We start from the raw sequence: 17502 nt of genomic DNA on the forward strand, positions 1-17502 counted from the left end.
GAATTTTTTGTAACATTACATATTCAATAACATCCATCAGATTGCAAAAAGCCCTCGGTGATTCTGACTAAGGGCTTTTTTCTTGCCTAAAAAATGATGGTCCGGTTGTTGTGAATGAAGACGCGGTCGTTAAAAACGAGCTTCAAAGCCTTCGATAAAACAGCCTTTTCCGTATCCTTTCCCAATGTTGCCATGTCTGCGGCAGTTTGCCGGTGGTCTACCGATTTCACATCCTGTGCAATGATCGGCCCTTCGTCCAGATCATTATTGACGAAATGCGCGGTGGCACCAATGATTTTTACTCCTCTGTCGTAAGCCTGCCGGTAAGGATTTGCCCCGATGAATGCGGGCAAAAATGAATGGTGAATGTTAATGATCTTGTTCGGGAAATGTCTTACAAATTCCGGCGTAATAATGCGCATATATTTTGCCAGCACCAGGTATTCGGGCTGGTAAATGTCCAGGGTTTTCAGGATCAATGCCTCGTGCTCTTCCCGCGTTTTGTTTTCATGAGAAATAAAATGAAACGGAATTCCAAACTTTCCGACAAGCGGCTGTAATGTATTGTAGTTACTTACGACCGCTAAAATATCGGCATCCAGCTCATCGAAAGCATACCGGATCAGCAGCTCACCCAGGCAGTGATGCTCCTTGGTCACAAAAAGCACAATGTCCTTTTTCTTTTTTGGATTAATCCTGAGGTTAAGACCCGCTGGCAGCTCGGTTTGAAGCACTTTCAAAACTTCATTCACGTCCGTATCTCCTTCAAATTCCGTCCGCATAAAGAAATATCCCGACGGACTTACATATTCATCATTTCGGATAATGTTCTGATTGTGTTCAAAAAGAATTCGGGTTACCTGATAGATCAAACCTTTATGATCGGGACCGTCCATCAGGAGGATATTTCGTTGCGCCATTTAATGCAGGATATTTTTGAAAGGCTTCAAATATAAAGTGTTATCATGTATAGTTGGCAGCGATATGTTTGTTTTAGACCTCGCGGCAACGAATACGCACAGATTTCTGTTAATTTCTCAAATAAAAATCAAACGATGGCAGAAGAACTGATTATCTCAACCAGCACCGACCGCTCCCGAATTTACCAGGAGCTATATCCACAAATACAGGCTTTAATTGAACCCGAAAGTGATCTGATCGCGAACCTGGCCAATATGGCGGCAGCATTGAAAGAAGCTTTCGGGTTTTTCTGGGTTGGATTTTATGTCGCGAAAGAAGGACAGCTGGTTTTGGGGCCGTTTCAGGGGCCGATCGCCTGCACGCGGATAGCGTTTAATAAGGGTGTTTGCGGTGCCAGTTACACCAGGAAAGAAACCATTCTTGTTCCTGACGTAGAAGCATTTCCGGGGCATATTGCCTGTAACTCAGCATCGAAATCGGAAATTGTGGTGCCGGTATTTTATAGGAACGGGTCGGTGGCGATGGTACTCGATGTAGACAGTGACCAGCTGGATGATTTTAATGAAACGGATGCCCGCGAATTAGAAAAACTGATCAAATTGATTGAAAGAAAATTATAAGAACATTTAAAAAATAAACCCCGGCTGAAAATGATTCAACCGGGGTTTGTTTTTTTAATGCAGTAATCAATTCAAAGAAAACATCGGCAGCCTCAGTGCGACCACATTATTGAACATGAGTTTTGAAATTTTTGGGTCCATATAATCAATCAGAGGAAATTCCGACACCAGCGACATTACCTCGAATTCACTTTCCGCTCGCACAACACACCACAACCTGGAATAGTCATCGGACAGCGCATAAGACATCAGCTTTCCCTGCTCCATCAATTCATTGATCTTTTTTCGCTGAGCAGGTATTTTTGCTGTAAAATCCTCCGACATAACCGCAGGAAGTTGAATTTCAACCATGTATTGGCTCATGATGATAGAATTAGAGTTACTAATAAAAGGATAAGAACCTGCTAATAGTTCCTCACAGTGAGCCGCGAATAATAAGGAAAACCTTTCATTATTTTCCAACCAATAACAAAAATGGTGTGTCGTACCTTTTACGGTCTGCATGATTCTGATTTTCAGACCGGGCTTAACGAACCAGTAATCGGCTATCTTTGGGTAGAGGTGCTGTATTTAACTATAAAACCGAACGAAGCACCCCTAAACTTCGGATGACCTTTAACGAACAGGAATTGGTGAGAGGCTGCAAGCAGCGCAACCGGGTCGCCCAGAAACAGCTTTATGATGTTTTTGGGGGAAAGCTCTTTGCTATTTGCCTGCGTTACACCAAAAACCGTGCAGACGCTGAGGATGTTTTGCAGGATGCGTTCATTAAGATTTATGAAAATATCGATTCGTTCAGGGCCGACAGTCCAATTGAATACTGGCTGCGGTCGGTGGTGGTGAACACCGCATTAAACCATTTGCGGCAGCAGAAGTACCTGAAAGAACTGGATGACATTGATGTACACCATAATGGACTGGCAGACAAGGAATTTACGCTGGGCAATTTCCAGTTGCAGCAGTTGCTCGAACTCATTCAGGAGCTGCCGACGGGTTGCCGGACGATTTTCAACTTATACGCCATAGAAGGCTACCAGCATAATGAGATCGCGGAGAAGCTGGGGATTTCAGAAGGTACTTCAAAGTCGCAGTATTCACGCGCCAGAAGCCTCCTTCAACAAAAATTAAACAAGGAAAAAAGATTTGAAGATGGACCCGTCCGAAAAAGATAGTTTTGAAAATCAATGGCGAAAGGCCTTGATGGATGCGTCGGAAGCTCCTCCACCTTCTGTGTGGGAGAATATTGAGGCGCATTTGGAAAAGGATAATAAGAGAGGCTTACTGCCATTGTGGTTGAATTCGCAAAGAATTTGGTTAGCTGCGGCGTCTGTTGCCGCATTGCTGTTCGTGGGTGCCGGAATCTGGTATTCAGCTAAAAATGATGTGTCTGGTACAAATAATCAGGTTGCAGTCAGTAAATCTGGAAATGCTGGAAATGCAGAAAATTCAGCTGCTGATTCTAAAACTGCTGAGGCTGACGAAAAAGGGGAGGTTGGCGCAAATGATATTACGAAAGACGAGGTTAAGTCAGCAAATAAAGTAGATAATGCTTCTGTAAGTTCGTCGGGTGCGATTGAAAATAAGCCTTCGATTGCCGGAAAAAGCAGAAAGGTATCGAGAGGAAATTCCTATGCTTCCAAAGAAAAGCATGCTGAGCATATATCTTCAGATGCGCAAAGTTTCATTGCTAAAAATTCAACAGAAAATCCGGTTGAAGCAGCTGCCCGCATTCCGGAAGCAAATGTTTTATCTGCGAATTCTTCATCGGTGAATGAATCGAAACAGAACATTTCGGCTGAATTAATGTCATCCTTACCCTACAACGACCTGGATGTGCATCTGCAAAAACGATATGTATTTTTCCGCCCGGAAATAAAAGCGGAGGAACTGGTAAAACTGTCGGCGAATAAAGAATATTGGGCAGGGATCAGTTTAATGCCAGCGTCATTTAATCCCGATTTAAAAGTCAAATCAGCGCCGACCAATTTTAGTTATCAGGCGCTGTCCAATAAAAAATCGGTATCTGGAACAAGCGAGGCGGGGGCTTCTTATGCGCTGCAAACACAGGCGGGAATGAAATTGTCGAAACACTGGTCCCTAGAAATGGGTGTAAGTTATTTAAAGGGAAATTCGAATTATCAGGGAGGCGGATATTTATTGAGTGCCAATAATAGTACCTCGGCCAATGTTTTGGAAAATGCGCTGGTAGGAATTGCGCCAAACGCTTATCCGGCTTTAACAGATAAATCTCAGAGTTTTAATAGCGGCGCGATATATGTAGATGTATCTAAAAAATCCAGTAACAATTATCAGTATCTGCAACTCCCTGTTCAGGCCGGCTTTACAATTTATCCTGAAAAGAAATTGAGCTACTCATTATTAGGTGGTATGATGGCGAATTTCTTTTTGACGAATGATCTGGAATCGGCTTCGGGAGATATTATTACCACCACTGCGAATGATGAAATTTACCGGACGGTGAACTGGGCGGCTACTACCGGTTTACGATTTAATTATCGACTCAGTTCCAAGTGGAAAGCGAGCCTCACAGGATCGTATCAAAAAGCGGTTTCATCGGGTTTCAGGTCAAATCAAAGCCTGGATGTGCATCCTTATTTGTACGGAGTAGCGTGGGGAGTTCGGTATTCTTTTTAAAAGAAAGCTAAACGTTCCAACCAATAATGGGCCTTTTGAATCTAGGATTTAACGTTCTTAAATCTATTAGCCATGAAAGTTTTAAAACGATTCAAACTGGTCCCGATCCTGGCATTTACATTATTGCTGGGTTGCACAGATGATAAGAATCCGAGCCCGGATTTAATCGTAAATCCTGTTACTATTCCGGCCAACATTGCGGATGGAACAACATCTTTCGCGTTCAATTTCCTTCATAACTTACAGCAAACGCAACCGGCGCAAGACAATCTATTTGTGTCGCCGCTAAGTCTGCACATTGCGCTAGGAATGCTTCTAAACGGCTCAGAGCGTGAAACTGCCGATGAAATCCTGAAAACGCTCGAAATGCAAGGCGTATCGGTTGCTGACTTAAACAATGCATATAAAACATTGGTTAACGATTTGCCGGTGGCCGATTCGCGGGTAAGTTTGGGGCTGGCAAACTCCATGTGGTACCGGAGCGGATTTCAGGTTGAAAATAATTTTCAAAATATTTTGAGAGATTCTTTCAATTCAGATATTACTGGTTTGATTTTTGATAATGCGGCAAAAGATAAAATTAACCAGTGGGCAAGTGATAAAACCAATGGAAAAATTAAAAAGGTACTCGACGAAATTGATGAAAATAAAGTAATGTTTTTATTAAATGCACTTTATTTTAAAGGGGATTGGAAATCACAATTTGATTCAAAGCAGACGGTTGAAATGCCTTTTAATTTGGAAGGTGGTGGAACAAAATCAGTTAAAATGATGAATGTTAAATCAACATTTCCTGCTACCTTCAATAATACTTTCAGTGCCGTTAAACTTCCCTATTCAAGTGGTCAGTTTAGTATGACTTTACTTATTCCTTATGGACAAAATACAATTGATGGCGTTCTAGCTGAAATGACCGCATCAAAATGGAGAGAAGTATCGGCTGAAATGCGTGATCGGAATGTTAAGGTAGGTCTACCGAGATTTAAGCTGGATTATTCAGCAAAATTAAATGCTACATTGGAAAAGATGGGTATCAATAAAATCTTTTCGAGCTCCGCGCAATTAGGTAAGATTAATAAGAATGAACATTTGGTAGTAGATTTTGTAAAACAAGACGCTTATCTCGGGATAGATGAACAAGGAACGGAAGCAGCAGCCGTCACCAGCATTGGTATCGATGTAACGTCGGTCAGTCCGGATGAAAACAGATATATTTGTGACAGACCATTTGGGTTAATTATTACAGAAAATACTTCCAATACAATTCTATTTATGGGTCGAATTAAAAACCCGGATAGTAAATAGGAGGATCTGTTAGCCATTAAAAACATTTAAGATAAAAAATGTCGGGAAACCGGCATTTTCGGGGTGCGTTATCGTCCGGAGGCTTTGCTTTCGGACGATTTTGTTTTTAAATGAAATATTTGGAAGATTGGTTTTGCAACCGAGTGCGGCCCAGGATGGGAATTAGTTTTTGAGCAGGATAACCGCTTTTTTGTCAAAATCAGCGTAGCCTTTCCTGGCAGCAGATAAGGCTTCTATTTGATGCAGAAACAATTTTTGGCCCTGCTGATACCACGAGCGGAATTTTTGGGAATGATCAATATGCTTTGGTAAATATTCCAGCAAAACGGAAAGATCAAATGTCTTTGACATTACTCCCGCGCCAGAAATTACGCCATCGATCGCATTACATTCCTGCTCGAAGTGATTGGGGACAGGTACCATCATCACGGGTTTTCCGAGGTACATTGCCTCGCAGACCGATTCAAAACCGGCAGTCGTGACCAGTGCTCGGCAGTTGGCCAACATGTGCAGGTATTTTTCGCTGTTGATCCGGTGGAATGTCAATGTTTCGTCAACAATGAACTCATCACTGACATCAGGGTTATCCCAAAAACAATTCAGCCTTACCTCAGGATGCTGCTGGTGCCACGAGATAATTTGCTGGCTCAGACTGTGATGCGTCATGTACACCAGGAAAAAGTCGCCATTTTCCGGGGTAAGTTGTGTCACCTCCTGCCTCAGAAGTGGTGGAACAACCTGAATGTTGTTTGTTGAAGGAATTTCGCGAAAAGAAAGTGCAAGTTTTTTCGCAGCCAGCCAGGACGTAGAATTAGAATTCAGATTAATCAAAAACTGGTTAAACCTGCTGTTTTCAGGAAAAACAAACCTCGGATGCAGTAAAAGATATTGATGCGCAATGCAGACCATCGGAATTTTCGATCGGTACAGTACATTATATAGTCCACCGTAAGTTTCGTAAAAACTAATGATCAGGTCCGGCTGGATTTTTTGCACCGACTCGTGGATCTTGCGGAGATTTTTGAGGTATTTCGGAATGCTGGTGACGTGTGTGTAAATCGTCTTCCGGACATTCATACCGCCGCCCTGGGCATTATAAATGATATTTGGCGCTTCGACATTAAATACCGGCGCCATAATTTGTTCATCAAAAAACTTTGGAATGTTGCGCCCAGGAGAACTTCCGACCATTGCCGCCGCAATTTCATGGCCAGCCGAACGCAAAATCTGGCCCAAAGAAATCGCCTGGGTCAAATGCCCGCGACCTTCTCCCTGAACCATAAAAAGGATCCGCATAGCTTACAGGTAACGTTGATTACGATTGGTCGGCAGACCGGTGAATGCGACCTGCTTCTCTACAACCCGCAAATTTTCCACATTATCCTTGATCTTGGCAGGTTTCGCCGGCTTTTGTGCAATCGCCTGCTGATCGTAATATAAAAGGCTCCAATTTCCATCGAAATCCTCCACCAGCGCACTCAATGTCTCCACCCAGTCGCCGGAATTCATATATTTTATCCCATCAATGTCCCGGATTGCGGGATGATGGATGTGTCCGCAGATCACGCCATCACAATCGCGCGACTTGGCCAGCTCGGTCAGTTTTTCTTCAAAATCAGTCATATAATTGACCGCCATTTTCACCGACTGCTTTACGCGCTGGGAAAGTGAATAATAGGATAAGCCCCGCCACTCGCGGTATCTGTTATAAAATTTATTAACCCACAAAAGGAAGGTATACCCCATATCACCCAGGTATGCAAGCCACTTCAGATGGGTAGTGATAGAATCAAAAACATCGCCGTGCGTCACGTAGAAGCGCTTTTCGCCGGAATTCAGGATGTAATCTTTACGGATCTGGAAATGTTTTCCCAGCCGCAGCGGAATGATCTGGTCCAGAAAATCGTCGTGGTTTCCGCGGATATAAATGACCTTCGTTTTATTATCCTCGATCATTTTGAGCACCCGCTTGAAAAACATGGTATGCTTCCGTTTCCAGACGCCATACTTTTTCAACTGCCAGGCGTCAATGATGTCACCGTTCAAGATAAGCTTTTTACAAGTATAGCTTTTCAGAAAACTAGTTACTTCTTCCGCCTTGGAACCTCCGGCTCCCAAGTGCAGATCAGAAATAATAATGGTACGAAAGTGAGTTGTATCTCCCATGATACAAATTTTCTCATTTTATGTTACCTGGATGTTACTGTCAGTTTATCAGTAAGTTAAGTTTGAGCTAAAACTAGTACTACATATAATGTTTAAGATTTTTCAAACAGTAATTATTAGATAACAAAGAAAAACGGGTAAGTAACCTATATTTGACAAAAACCTACTCACCCATGAAAATCATCATTACCCTTTTACTTCTGGTCCACCTTACGGCCGCAGGACAGGCAGTTTACCAGGCGCACGACGTCGAAAAAGTGGCCGAACCTGCATCCGGCGTCCCTTATCTCAATCAATTTATCTCCGCCAACTTGCAGATACCTTTCAAAAGTTCGATAAAAGGTCTGAATGGAAGGGTTTATCTCAAAGGCATTGTGGAAACCGACGGCAGCATGACCAACATTGAGGTCGTCAGAGGCATCGATACCTTGTGTAACCGGGAAGCTGTACGAGTTTTAAGCCTGTACAGGGCATGGAAACCGGCTACACTCAAAGGCGAAAAAGTAAGACAATATGTTTCCTTTCCCATCACATTCAAGGCGGCGGCCCGCACAAGTTACGATAGCACGCAAGCCGCAATGGTCGATTATTTCGATAATAAATACAGGGTCACGACCGATTTAAAAAATGCCGAATACCGGGTCACACAACCTGTCGATGACAATGGTTATATCCGCCATCATGTTGTGTATGACCAAAGTAGAGGCGGAAAATGGAAACAGGTGGGCATCGCAGCATTCAAAAACCTGGATATTTGGCAGCGACTCGATTACCCTGATGCGCCTGCGGATTCTGTAAAAGCTTACCAGATATCGGCGCGTGACATGAATATGGCCAGCCATACTTCGGAATACGTTTTTCAGACCGACGGAAAGCTGCTTTCTTACACGGAGTATGGATTGCTCACCAAAGCAACATTGCAAAAAAGTTACGACCTCCGCGGCATGTTGCGCACATTGCGTATTTTTTCGGATAGTGTGACGAGTGAAATAAACTGGTATGACACCGGCCAGATCGCCACCGCGACCGAAACCACGGTACCAAAACCGCCGCAAGTAGAGCAAAGAATTTATATCAATGCATGGAACAGAGCGGGGGAACAGGTGGTGAAAGATGGCGATGGCTACTGGCGGTCGGCGGAGCGAAATTATGATGGGAAGTGGCTTTTTGAAGAAGGGCGCGTCATTTCGGGCGCAAAAAACGGTAAGTGGATTGGTAAACTGGCAGACAGCACATTACATTATGAAGAACAATACGAGCTGGGTGTGCTAGATAAAGGTATTGCTTACCATCAGGAAGAAAAAGTAGAATATGAGCAAGCGAAAATCAATCCAATGTTCAAAGGCGGCATGACAGAATTTTATAAATTTCTCGGCACAAATATCCGCTTTCCGATCGAAGCTGCGCGGCGCGGCGTCACCGGGAGGGTGAAGCTTTCATTTGTTGTTCGGGAAGATGGTAGTCTTTCTAACTATAAAATCGAGAACCGGCTGGGCTTTGGGCTGGAAGAGGAAGCGATTCGCGTGGTAAAGAAAATGGATGGCATGTGGGAGCCGGGCGTCCTGCGGGGTAAAAAAGTAAATGTCAAATATTACGTCCCGATTAATTTTCAGCTGGAATAAGTCTTCCTACCATTTATCCTATCCCAAAGCCAGTCAGCGGCTTTGGGATTTTTTTATCCGAATTATAAAGGTGAATTGATTTTGATTTGATAATATTGTGATATCACTTTACTATCAAATTCAAGCTATGAATGAGAAAGAATTACGCTCGATGTCAGGCTATTTGCTCTTTGCAATCGGCCTGCTAATGCTCTTCGGAGGTATTTTGTATGTTGCCAGCACCGGTAATCCGATTGAGGGCATTCTGATGTCGCTTGCCGGGTTTATTATTTTGATCGGTCTGACGGTCATCAACCCGAATGAAGCCGTGGTGACCACATTCTTCGGTGATTATATGGGTACCATGAAGCAAAGTGGTTTGCGTTGGGTAAACCCGTTTTTTCGCCGGAAAAAAATCAGTCTGCGCGCCCGGAACCTCAACGGACAAAAACTGAAAGTAAATGATAAGCTCGGTAATCCCATCGAAATTGCGGCGGTGGTTGTGTGGCGCGTGGGAGATACTGCCAAATCGAGCTTTGAAGTGGATGATTATGTAAAGTATGTGGAGATACAATCAGAGGCAGCGGTGCGGCATCTGGCGGGGATTTATGCCTACGATACGATGGAAGATGAGGCCCTGAACATTCAGGAAGTAACATTGCGCGACGGCAGCGGGAAAATCAACGAAATGCTCGAAGCTGAGCTGACCGAGCGTCTTTCCCGCGCCGGAATCGACGTACTCGAAGCCCGGATCAGCCACCTTGCTTATGCGCCTGAAATTGCCGGGGCAATGTTACAAAGGCAACAAGCTTCGGCAGTTGTAGCAGCCCGTCGGCAGATTGTAAATGGTGCCGTGGGAATGGTGGAAATGGCGCTTGCAATGCTCTCCGAAAAAGGAATTGTGAACCTGGACGAAGAGCGTAAAGCGGCAATGGTCAGTAACTTACTGGTAGTTTTGTGCGGTGAAAAAGCTGCGACACCCATTTTGAACGCCGGCACATTGTATCCCTGATATGGCTGAAAAAAAAGCATTTGTTTTACGTGTCAATCCTGATATGCTCAAGGAACTCGAAGCCTGGGCACAGCAGGATTTTCGCAGTTTGAACGGTCAGATCGAATATTTGCTGAGCGAGGCACTGAAAAAGCAGCGGAAATTGAAACCAAAGGGCGGAGAGCCGATTGAGGAAAAGAATGATTAAATTGTTAAAATTGCGTAAACAGTTGTCCTACTAATTTATTTTGACCCAAATGAAGCACTTCATTAACCTTTTGCTTTTTACAATACTTTCCAGTCCGCTTTTTGCACAAATTCCCCCGACATTTCAGTGGCTCTCCGATGGCAGCGGCTTTCGGGATGTGGAAGAAAATGAGATTATTGAAGTTGCTTTGCCTTCTAATCAGCCCAAAATATTGGTTTCAAAGTCACAGCTTACACCGTCGGGCGGTAGCGCTTTGACTATCAAAAGCTACACATTCAGCAAGGCAGGCGATAAAGTTTTGGTATATACCAATGCAAAAAAAGTCTGGCGTTATCCGACGCGTGGCGATTACTGGCTGTATGATTTGACCGGAAAATCCCTTAAACAACTTGGAAAAGGCCTTCCTGAATCTTCCTTAATGTTTGCCAAATTCTCACCCGACGGCAAAAAAGCGGCGTACGTGAGCAAGCACAATGTGTATGTGGAAGACTTGCAAAGCGGCGAAATCAAGCAGTTGACCAATGATGGCACCGACCGCGTGATCAACGGAACATTCGATTGGGCTTATGAAGAAGAATTTGACTGCCGCGACGGTTTCCGGTGGAGCGACGACAGCAAATCCATCGCTTACTGGCAGCTCGACGCGCGGAAGATCCGTAACTTTTTAATGATCAATACCACGGATTCCATCTATTCCTACAATGTTCCTGTTGAGTATCCCAAAGTAGGCCAGACGCCTTCGCCCTATAAAATTGGTGTGGTGGACATTGCCAGTGCGCAGACGAAATGGATGAACATTCCGGGAGATCCGCAGAATACCTACGTGCCAAGAATGGAATGGTCGGGGATGCCTAATGAGCTGGTAATCCAGCAGCTGAACCGCAAGCAAAACGAAAGCACATTAATGTATATCAATACGGCTGACGGCAGCGCCAAGCCATTTTATACCGAAAAAGATGCTGCCTGGATTGATATCAAAAGTCGCTGGGAAGACGAGCCTGTGGGTTGGGATTGGGTGAATGGTGGAAAAGAATTTTTGTGGGTGAGTGAAAAAGATGGCTGGCGGCACACCTACCGCGTGAGCCGCGACGGTAAAAAAGAAACATTGGTTACAGTCGGGAATTACGATATGATCAGCCCGGTGCGCATTGATGAGAAAAACAATATGTACTATTTCATGGCGTCGCCGGACAATGCTACCCAAAAATATCTTTACAAAATTACCCTTGACGGAAAAGGCAAAGCCGTGCGCGTGACGCCTGCCGATCAGTCGGGAACGCATAATTATCAGATTTCTCCCGAGGGAAAATTTGGAATGCACGAGTTTTCAAATGCCAAGACGATGCCTATGATGGAGTGGGTTTCGTTTCCAAAACACGTTTCGATCGATCCGAATAATTCCATCGCCAAGTCTGCCGACAAGATCAATGCTGGAAAACTGAACATTGAATTTTTCAAGGTAAAAACAGCTGAGGGTGTAGAAATCGACGCTTGGATTGTGAAACCGACCAATTTTGATGCTTCTAAAAAATACCCGATCGTGTTCACGGTTTACGGCGAGCCTGCTAATACGACCGTAAAAGATACGTACGGAACCGGCCGCAACCGGCTTTACGAAGGCAGCATGGCCGACGACGGGTACATTTATGCTTCTATGGATAACCGCGGTACGCCATCGCCAAAAGGTGCAGCCTGGAGAAAATCCATCTATAAGAACATTGGTACCATCAACATTAAGGATATGGACGGCGCGGCGACTGAGATTTTCAAGAAATATTCTTTTATCGATACTTCGAGAGTGGCTGTGCATGGATGGAGCGGCGGCGGTTCGTCTACATTGAATTTAATGTTCCAGCATCCCGAGCATTTCAAAACAGGTATCGCGGTGGCGGCAGTGGGGAACCAGCTGACTTATGACAACATTTACCAGGAGCGCTACATGGGCCTTCCACAAGAAAATCCGGAAGATTTTACCAAAGGTTCACCGATCACTTATGCCAAAAACCTGCGTGGAAATCTGCTGTACATTCACGGCACAGGTGACGATAATGTGCATTATCAGAATGCTGAAATGCTTGTCAATGAATTGATTAAAGCAAATAAGGTATTCCAGTTTATGCCTTATCCAAACCGATCGCACAGTATTAATGAAGGAGCAGGTACCTCGAAGCATTTGAGGACGCTTTTCACGGATTATCTTAAAAAGAATTGCCCTCCGGGCGGGAGGTAATGTTGCATTTTTAACAAAAAACGCAGCTCGAAGGCTGCGTTTTTTGTTGAATCTTTATTTGCCGTATAACTTCTTAGCAGCGGGCTCATATTTATCCCCAGCCGACCATTGCGGTGCAGTTTTCCGATCTGCGATCAATCTCGATGCGTAGCTGTAAGCCTGGCTGAATTTTAGCAGATAATCAAAATCAATCGTCTCCGGATTGTCGGTAGCCTGGTGATAGTTCTTCATCAAATCAGCACTGAACTCCTTAAAACCCGGCGTGAATTGCGGTGCCGGAATTCCTTCTTTGGCAAAATTGACATTGTCCGACCGGTCGAATAAACCTTGCTCAGGTGCAGGATCAGCGAAAACAGTCAAGCCAAATGCTTTGCAGGCTGTTTCTATTTCAGCACTTGCACCGGTTCTGTTCAATCCCGTCACGGCAACCACACTTGTATCCGTGTAACCCGCACCATCCGAGTTCATATTAAAAATACATTTGTTCAGAGGCAGCAGCGGATGCGCCGCGTAATATTTGCTGCCCAGTAACCCCATTTCCTCGCCGGTCAGTGCGATAATCAGTACCGAACGTTTCGGCGGATTTTTACTCAAAGCCTCAGCCGCTGTCAGCAATGCTACCACACCGATTGCATTATCGCGCGCACCATTAAAAATGCTGTCTTCTGGCGCGAAAGGCTGGCCGCCCTGTTTACCGACGCCAATGTGGTCATAATGAGCAGTCAACAAAATGTATTCATCTTTCAAAGCCGGGTCACTGCCAGGAATCCATCCAACCACATTGTAGCTATTAATTAGCTGCGATTTTCGCCCAGGCGTCTTGAAATCCACTTCCTTCGCGCCACGCAATGCACGCGCGAACTTCGCCTCCTTACCATTTACCCAAGCGTGCGGGATAGCCGGCGCAGCGCCCTTATCCACATCCGCAAGCGACATTTTTTCCTTATCAAAATTCCGGAGCACAATGTTCCAGGGAATCGGCGCATTAAAAAGCTCGATCACCGCAACAGCTCCTTTTTCCGCAGCGATTTTGCGTTTTTCATTCGAAGTAGCAATGATTTCAGCCGGTGTTTGCGTCTCAGTCGTACCACTTTCTACCAGCACAATTTTACCTTTTACATCAAGACCTTTATAATCGTCCCAACCTTTCGCCGCATTTTCAAGCCCAAAACTGGCATAAACGACAGGTGCTTTCAGGCTGGTTGGCCCGCCGCTCATCAAGATCCAATCCTGTCCGCTTTTCATAATCTCCGCATCTGCCGTAATCTCGCCCGGCCCCGCCGCTCCCATTTTCTCAAAAGGAACATTCTGAAAATAGGAATTGGTATTTGGCCCGGTCCCGCCAGGCACCGTACCCAGCCCCAGCCTCCGGAACTGCTCCGCAATGTACCGCGCCGCCACCAGGTTCCCCTGCTCCCCAGTCCGCCGCCCCAGCAACTCATCCCCCGCCAAAAACCGCATATGCGCCTCCACCTCGGATTTTTTAGCTTGGAATTCGGGGAGATTTGGGGTTTTCTTTTGGGAGAAGGAGGGATGAATGTATAAGCTTAAAAAAAGTGCTAAAAAGGATATTTTTTTCATTTGCAAGCTGAGGTCGGTTTATTGAAATTGTTTTAAAAAACTTGATCTTGTAATAATTCTCAGGTATTTAATAATGTAGTTTGGATCCGTCTTCCGCCTGAAAATTTCGCGAGTTGTTAAATATAAAGTTAAATAAATTAATGGAACAACCTTTTGAGCTGTCCCTACTGCCTTTGTCCGTGGATGTGGAGACCAGGAAAGTGCTTCGGAAGGTGACGGAGGCGCATAAACATCTTGCCGAGCTGAAAGGGACTGTCCGTACAATTCCAAACGAGTCGATCCTGATTAATACCCTTGTTTTGCAAGAAGCGAAGGATAGTTCGGCTGTCGAAAATATCATTACGACGCACGACGAAATTTTCAAAGCTGAATTACTAAGCGAGCATGTTCTGAGTTGGGAGACCAAGGAGGTTATCAATTACGCGCGTGCACTTCGAAAGGGTTTTGCCCTTGTGAAAGAAAGCGGGTTTCTGTCGTCTAATTACATTATTCAAATTCAGGAAGAGTTGGAAGCAAATAAGGCAGGCTTTCGGCGGGTGCCAGGCACTGTTTTGAAGAATGAAGCATCGGGTCAGGTTGTCTTTACGCCGCCGCAGAAACATGACGAAATTGTCCGGCTGATGTCCAATCTTGAAAAATACATGAATGAACACACACCCGAAGACCTGGATCCATTAGTTAAAATGGCGATCATTCACTATCAGTTTGAGAGCATTCATCCTTTTTACGACGGAAACGGCAGGACTGGCCGGATCATCAACATCCTTTATCTCACGATGATGGGTTTGCTCGACATCCCTATTTTGTATCTGAGCCGCTACATTATTCAGCACAAGCCGGACTATTATCGCCTTTTACAGGAAGTGAGAACAAAAGATAACTGGGAAGAGTGGATTTTGTTTATGCTCGTCGGGGTGAAAGAAACAGCGAGCGATTCAATTTTGCTTATCGATAGCATCAGAAATCTGATGGATAATTTCAAACAGGAAATACGAACCCGTTTCCCGAAAATGTATAGCAAAGATTTACTGGAAACACTTTTTAAGCATCCTTATACCAAAATCGAATTCCTCGAAAATGATCTTGGGATACATTATCAAACTGCAAGGACTTATCTGGAAAAATTGAGTCAAGCAGGGTTAGTGGAGAAGGTTCAGCTGGGAAAATCTAATTTTTATGTGAACCAGCATTTGTTCAGATTATTCGCCGAAGCGAAAAACAGGTCATAACGTTTATAAAAAACAGCACTTTTTTATAAACGTTATGAATGTCATTTATAAAAAAGTGGCATTTCTTATAAACGTTCTCAGCTTCGTTTATAAGAAATGCCACTTTTAATAGAATGTATTACCCATTCAATATCACCGCCGCTTCCTTCGCGAAATACGTCAAAATACACTTCGCCCCAGCACGCCGGATACTCATCAGCACTTCCATCATGGCCCTATCGCCGTCGAGCCAGCCGTTTTGGGCGGCGGCTTTGATCATGGCGTATTCGCCGGAGACGTTGTAGGCTGCGATCGGGATGTCGAAGTTTTCGTCGAGCAGGCGAATGATGTCGAGGTAGGAAAGTGCGGGCTTCACCATCAGCATATCAGCGCCTTCTTCGAAATCCAGCTGCGCTTCCAGCAATGCTTCGCGCTTGTTGGCCGGGTTCATCTGGTAGGTCTTTTTGTCGCCGAATTTCGGAGCCGATTCCAGCGCATCGCGGAAGGGTCCGTAGAATGCGCTGGCGTATTTGGCGGAGTAAGACATAATGCTCACGTCCGTAAAACCATGTGAATCAAGATGTTTACGAATGTAACCAACCCGCCCGTCCATCATATCGCTCGGCCCGAGAATGTCGGCGCCGGCTTTGGCTTGTGCCAGCGACATATTACCCAGAATTTCCAGCGTCGCATCATTCACGATTTTGCCATTTTCAACCAAACCGTCGTGACCGTCAGAACTATACGGGTCCATCGCGACGTCGGTCATGATCACCAGCTCCGGAAATTTCTCTTTGATCGCCGTGATCGCTTTGAGATAGAATGTATTCTCATGATAACTTTCGCTGGCAAGACGGTCCTTTTTCCCTTCGGGATAATTTGGAAAAAGATCGATGGCGCGTATGCCAAGATCCGTCACTTCTTTCAGTTCTTCCAAAAGATTATCCAGCGAAAACCGGTAGATACCTGGCATCGATTTGACCTCAACCTTTTGATTGAAACCTTCCTGAACGAACATTGGAAAGATAAAATCGGAAACTTGTAGCGTAGTTTCCTGCACCAGCTCCCTGATTCCGGCTGATTTTCTATTGCGTCGGGGACGACGGGATAATTGGATCATGATAGGTTTTAGGCGATCAGCATTACACTGTCGGTGTTTTTGATTGCGACATTAAAAGCGTCTTGAAAGAAAACCAACCATAGAAAACGGAAGTTCCGGTTTTTAGCCAACCAGCAACTTGAAACCTTCGCCGTGCAGGTTCATAATCTGAATAGAAGGATCTTCGCGCAGATATTTACGCAATTTGGTAATGTACACATCCATGCTGCGCGCATTGAAGTAAGAATCGTCGCCCCAGATGGTTTTGAGGGCGAAACTGCGGCTGATAGGCTGGTTGAGATTTTGGCAAAACAATTTTAAAAGCTCTGATTCCTTGCTGGTCAGCCTGGCCGATTTTTCGTTTGCCGTGAGCTGCTGGTGGCTGTAATCAAAAACATACTGCCCGATCTGATAAACTTTCGCCTCCTCGGCAGCGTCAGGCTGTTTTTTATAGCGACGAAGGATCGCTTCAATGCGAAGTAAAAGCTCTTCCCGGTCAAAAGGTTTGGTCACATAATCGTCCGCGCCTACCCTGAAACCCTGCATCGTATCTTCCTTCATCGATTTCGCAGTAAGGAAAATGATGGGTACGTCGCGCCCGGTCATCCGCACTTCTTTTGCCAGCGAAAACCCGTCTTTTTTTGGCATCATCACATCGAAAATGCACAGGTCGTATTCTTTATCGACAAAACTCTGCCATCCTTTTTGCCCGTCGGTCGCCAAGTCCGTCGGGAAACCCTTGTCTATCAGATATTCCTGTAAAAGAGAACCCAAATTCGCGTCGTCCTCGACCAGTAAAAGATTAGGCATGGGCAGTGGCATTAGTTAGGTTGCAAGATAGTAAATCGCGATCGGGGAGTAAGGAAACGGCTGTTTTTACTTCTCTCAGAAATCGGCGGATTACTTTTTTAATTGAT

General features: G+C 44.8%; 16 protein-coding genes. 9 read left to right on the forward strand and 7 right to left on the reverse strand.

The window, feature by feature from the left end; translation table 11 throughout:
* Positions 1-86: 86 nt before the first annotated feature.
* A complete protein-coding gene (purU, locus tag FEN17_RS24315) occupies positions 87-896 on the reverse strand; it encodes a formyltetrahydrofolate deformylase (RefSeq protein ID WP_229209005.1) in 810 nt (269 codons plus the stop codon).
* 159 nt (positions 897-1055) lie between these two features.
* Between purU and msrC the strand changes: the two genes are divergently transcribed.
* Positions 1056-1541, forward strand: coding sequence for a free L-methionine (R)-S-oxide reductase MsrC (gene msrC / locus FEN17_RS24320; RefSeq protein WP_138368019.1), 486 nt, complete (start codon positions 1056-1058; stop codon positions 1539-1541).
* A 66-nt stretch (positions 1542-1607) separates the two neighbouring features.
* On the opposite strand, the gene FEN17_RS24325 is transcribed toward msrC, so the two are convergent.
* Positions 1608-1904: a muconolactone Delta-isomerase family protein gene (locus tag FEN17_RS24325; protein ID WP_138368020.1), complete on the reverse strand. Its 297-nt coding sequence runs from the start codon at positions 1902-1904 to the stop codon at positions 1608-1610.
* Between the two features lie 245 nt (positions 1905-2149).
* On the opposite strand from FEN17_RS24325, the gene FEN17_RS24330 reads away from it, so the two are divergent.
* From FEN17_RS24330 to FEN17_RS24340, 3 genes are all read left to right on the forward strand, one after another.
* On the forward strand, positions 2150-2713 hold the full coding sequence (locus FEN17_RS24330) for an RNA polymerase sigma factor (protein WP_138368021.1): 564 nt from the start codon (positions 2150-2152) through the stop codon (positions 2711-2713).
* Positions 2691-4196 carry a hypothetical protein gene (locus FEN17_RS24335; protein WP_229208979.1) on the forward strand — a complete coding sequence of 502 codons (1506 nt, stop codon included), beginning with the start codon at positions 2691-2693 and terminating at the stop codon, positions 4194-4196. The genes FEN17_RS24330 and FEN17_RS24335 overlap by 23 nt, the downstream gene beginning before the upstream one ends.
* Before the next feature lie 72 nt (positions 4197-4268).
* Positions 4269-5501: a serpin family protein gene (locus FEN17_RS24340; protein ID WP_138368022.1), complete on the forward strand. Its 1233-nt coding sequence runs from the start codon at positions 4269-4271 to the stop codon at positions 5499-5501.
* Positions 5502-5663: 162 nt separating this feature from the next.
* On the opposite strand, the gene FEN17_RS24345 is transcribed toward FEN17_RS24340, so the two are convergent.
* Together FEN17_RS24345 and FEN17_RS24350 are read right to left on the reverse strand one after the other, a co-directional pair.
* Positions 5664-6797 carry a glycosyltransferase family protein gene (locus FEN17_RS24345; RefSeq protein ID WP_138368023.1) on the reverse strand — a complete coding sequence of 378 codons (1134 nt, stop codon included), beginning with the start codon at positions 6795-6797 and terminating at the stop codon, positions 5664-5666.
* A 3-nt stretch (positions 6798-6800) separates the two neighbouring features.
* Positions 6801-7667, reverse strand: coding sequence for a UDP-2,3-diacylglucosamine diphosphatase (locus FEN17_RS24350; protein ID WP_138368024.1), 867 nt, complete (start codon positions 7665-7667; stop codon positions 6801-6803).
* A gap of 173 nt (positions 7668-7840) precedes the next feature.
* On the opposite strand from FEN17_RS24350, the gene FEN17_RS24355 reads away from it, so the two are divergent.
* The 4 genes from FEN17_RS24355 to FEN17_RS24370 all read left to right on the forward strand — a co-directional run bounded on the left by FEN17_RS24355 (position 7841) and on the right by FEN17_RS24370 (position 12697).
* On the forward strand, positions 7841-9289 hold the full coding sequence (locus FEN17_RS24355; protein WP_138368025.1) for an energy transducer TonB: 1449 nt from the start codon (positions 7841-7843) through the stop codon (positions 9287-9289).
* 127 nt (positions 9290-9416) lie between these two features.
* The gene (locus FEN17_RS24360) at positions 9417-10280 is read left to right on the forward strand and encodes an SPFH domain-containing protein (protein WP_138368026.1); all 864 of its coding nucleotides are present in this window, start codon (positions 9417-9419) and stop codon (positions 10278-10280) included.
* A 1-nt stretch (position 10281) separates the two neighbouring features.
* Positions 10282-10467 carry a type II toxin-antitoxin system antitoxin gene (locus tag FEN17_RS24365; protein WP_138368027.1) on the forward strand — a complete coding sequence of 62 codons (186 nt, stop codon included), beginning with the start codon at positions 10282-10284 and terminating at the stop codon, positions 10465-10467.
* Positions 10468-10516: 49 nt separating this feature from the next.
* A complete protein-coding gene (locus FEN17_RS24370) occupies positions 10517-12697 on the forward strand; it encodes a S9 family peptidase (RefSeq protein WP_138368028.1) in 2181 nt (726 codons plus the stop codon).
* Positions 12698-12751: 54 nt separating this feature from the next.
* Here FEN17_RS24370 and FEN17_RS24375 read toward each other — a convergent pair whose 3' ends face one another.
* Entirely contained in the window at positions 12752-14278 is a 1527-nt protein-coding gene (locus FEN17_RS24375; protein ID WP_138368029.1) for a M28 family peptidase, read from the reverse strand.
* Positions 14279-14418: 140 nt separating this feature from the next.
* Here FEN17_RS24375 and FEN17_RS24380 point away from each other — a divergent pair, with 140 nt between their 5' ends.
* On the forward strand, positions 14419-15507 hold the full coding sequence (locus FEN17_RS24380; RefSeq protein WP_138368030.1) for a Fic family protein: 1089 nt from the start codon (positions 14419-14421) through the stop codon (positions 15505-15507).
* A gap of 118 nt (positions 15508-15625) precedes the next feature.
* Here the strand turns inward: FEN17_RS24380 and hemB are convergent, their stop codons facing one another.
* Together hemB and FEN17_RS24390 are read right to left on the reverse strand one after the other, a co-directional pair.
* Positions 15626-16606, reverse strand: a complete 981-nt coding sequence (gene hemB / locus FEN17_RS24385; protein WP_171037998.1) for a porphobilinogen synthase — start codon at positions 16604-16606, stop codon at positions 15626-15628.
* A gap of 102 nt (positions 16607-16708) precedes the next feature.
* Positions 16709-17395 (reverse strand): response regulator transcription factor, encoded by a 687-nt coding sequence (locus FEN17_RS24390; RefSeq protein WP_138368031.1) that lies wholly within the window; start codon positions 17393-17395, stop codon positions 16709-16711.
* Positions 17396-17502: the final 107 nt, after the last annotated feature.

The organism is Dyadobacter luticola (assembly GCF_005860805.1).
Classification (GTDB): Bacteria; Bacteroidota; Bacteroidia; order Cytophagales; family Spirosomataceae; genus Dyadobacter; species Dyadobacter luticola.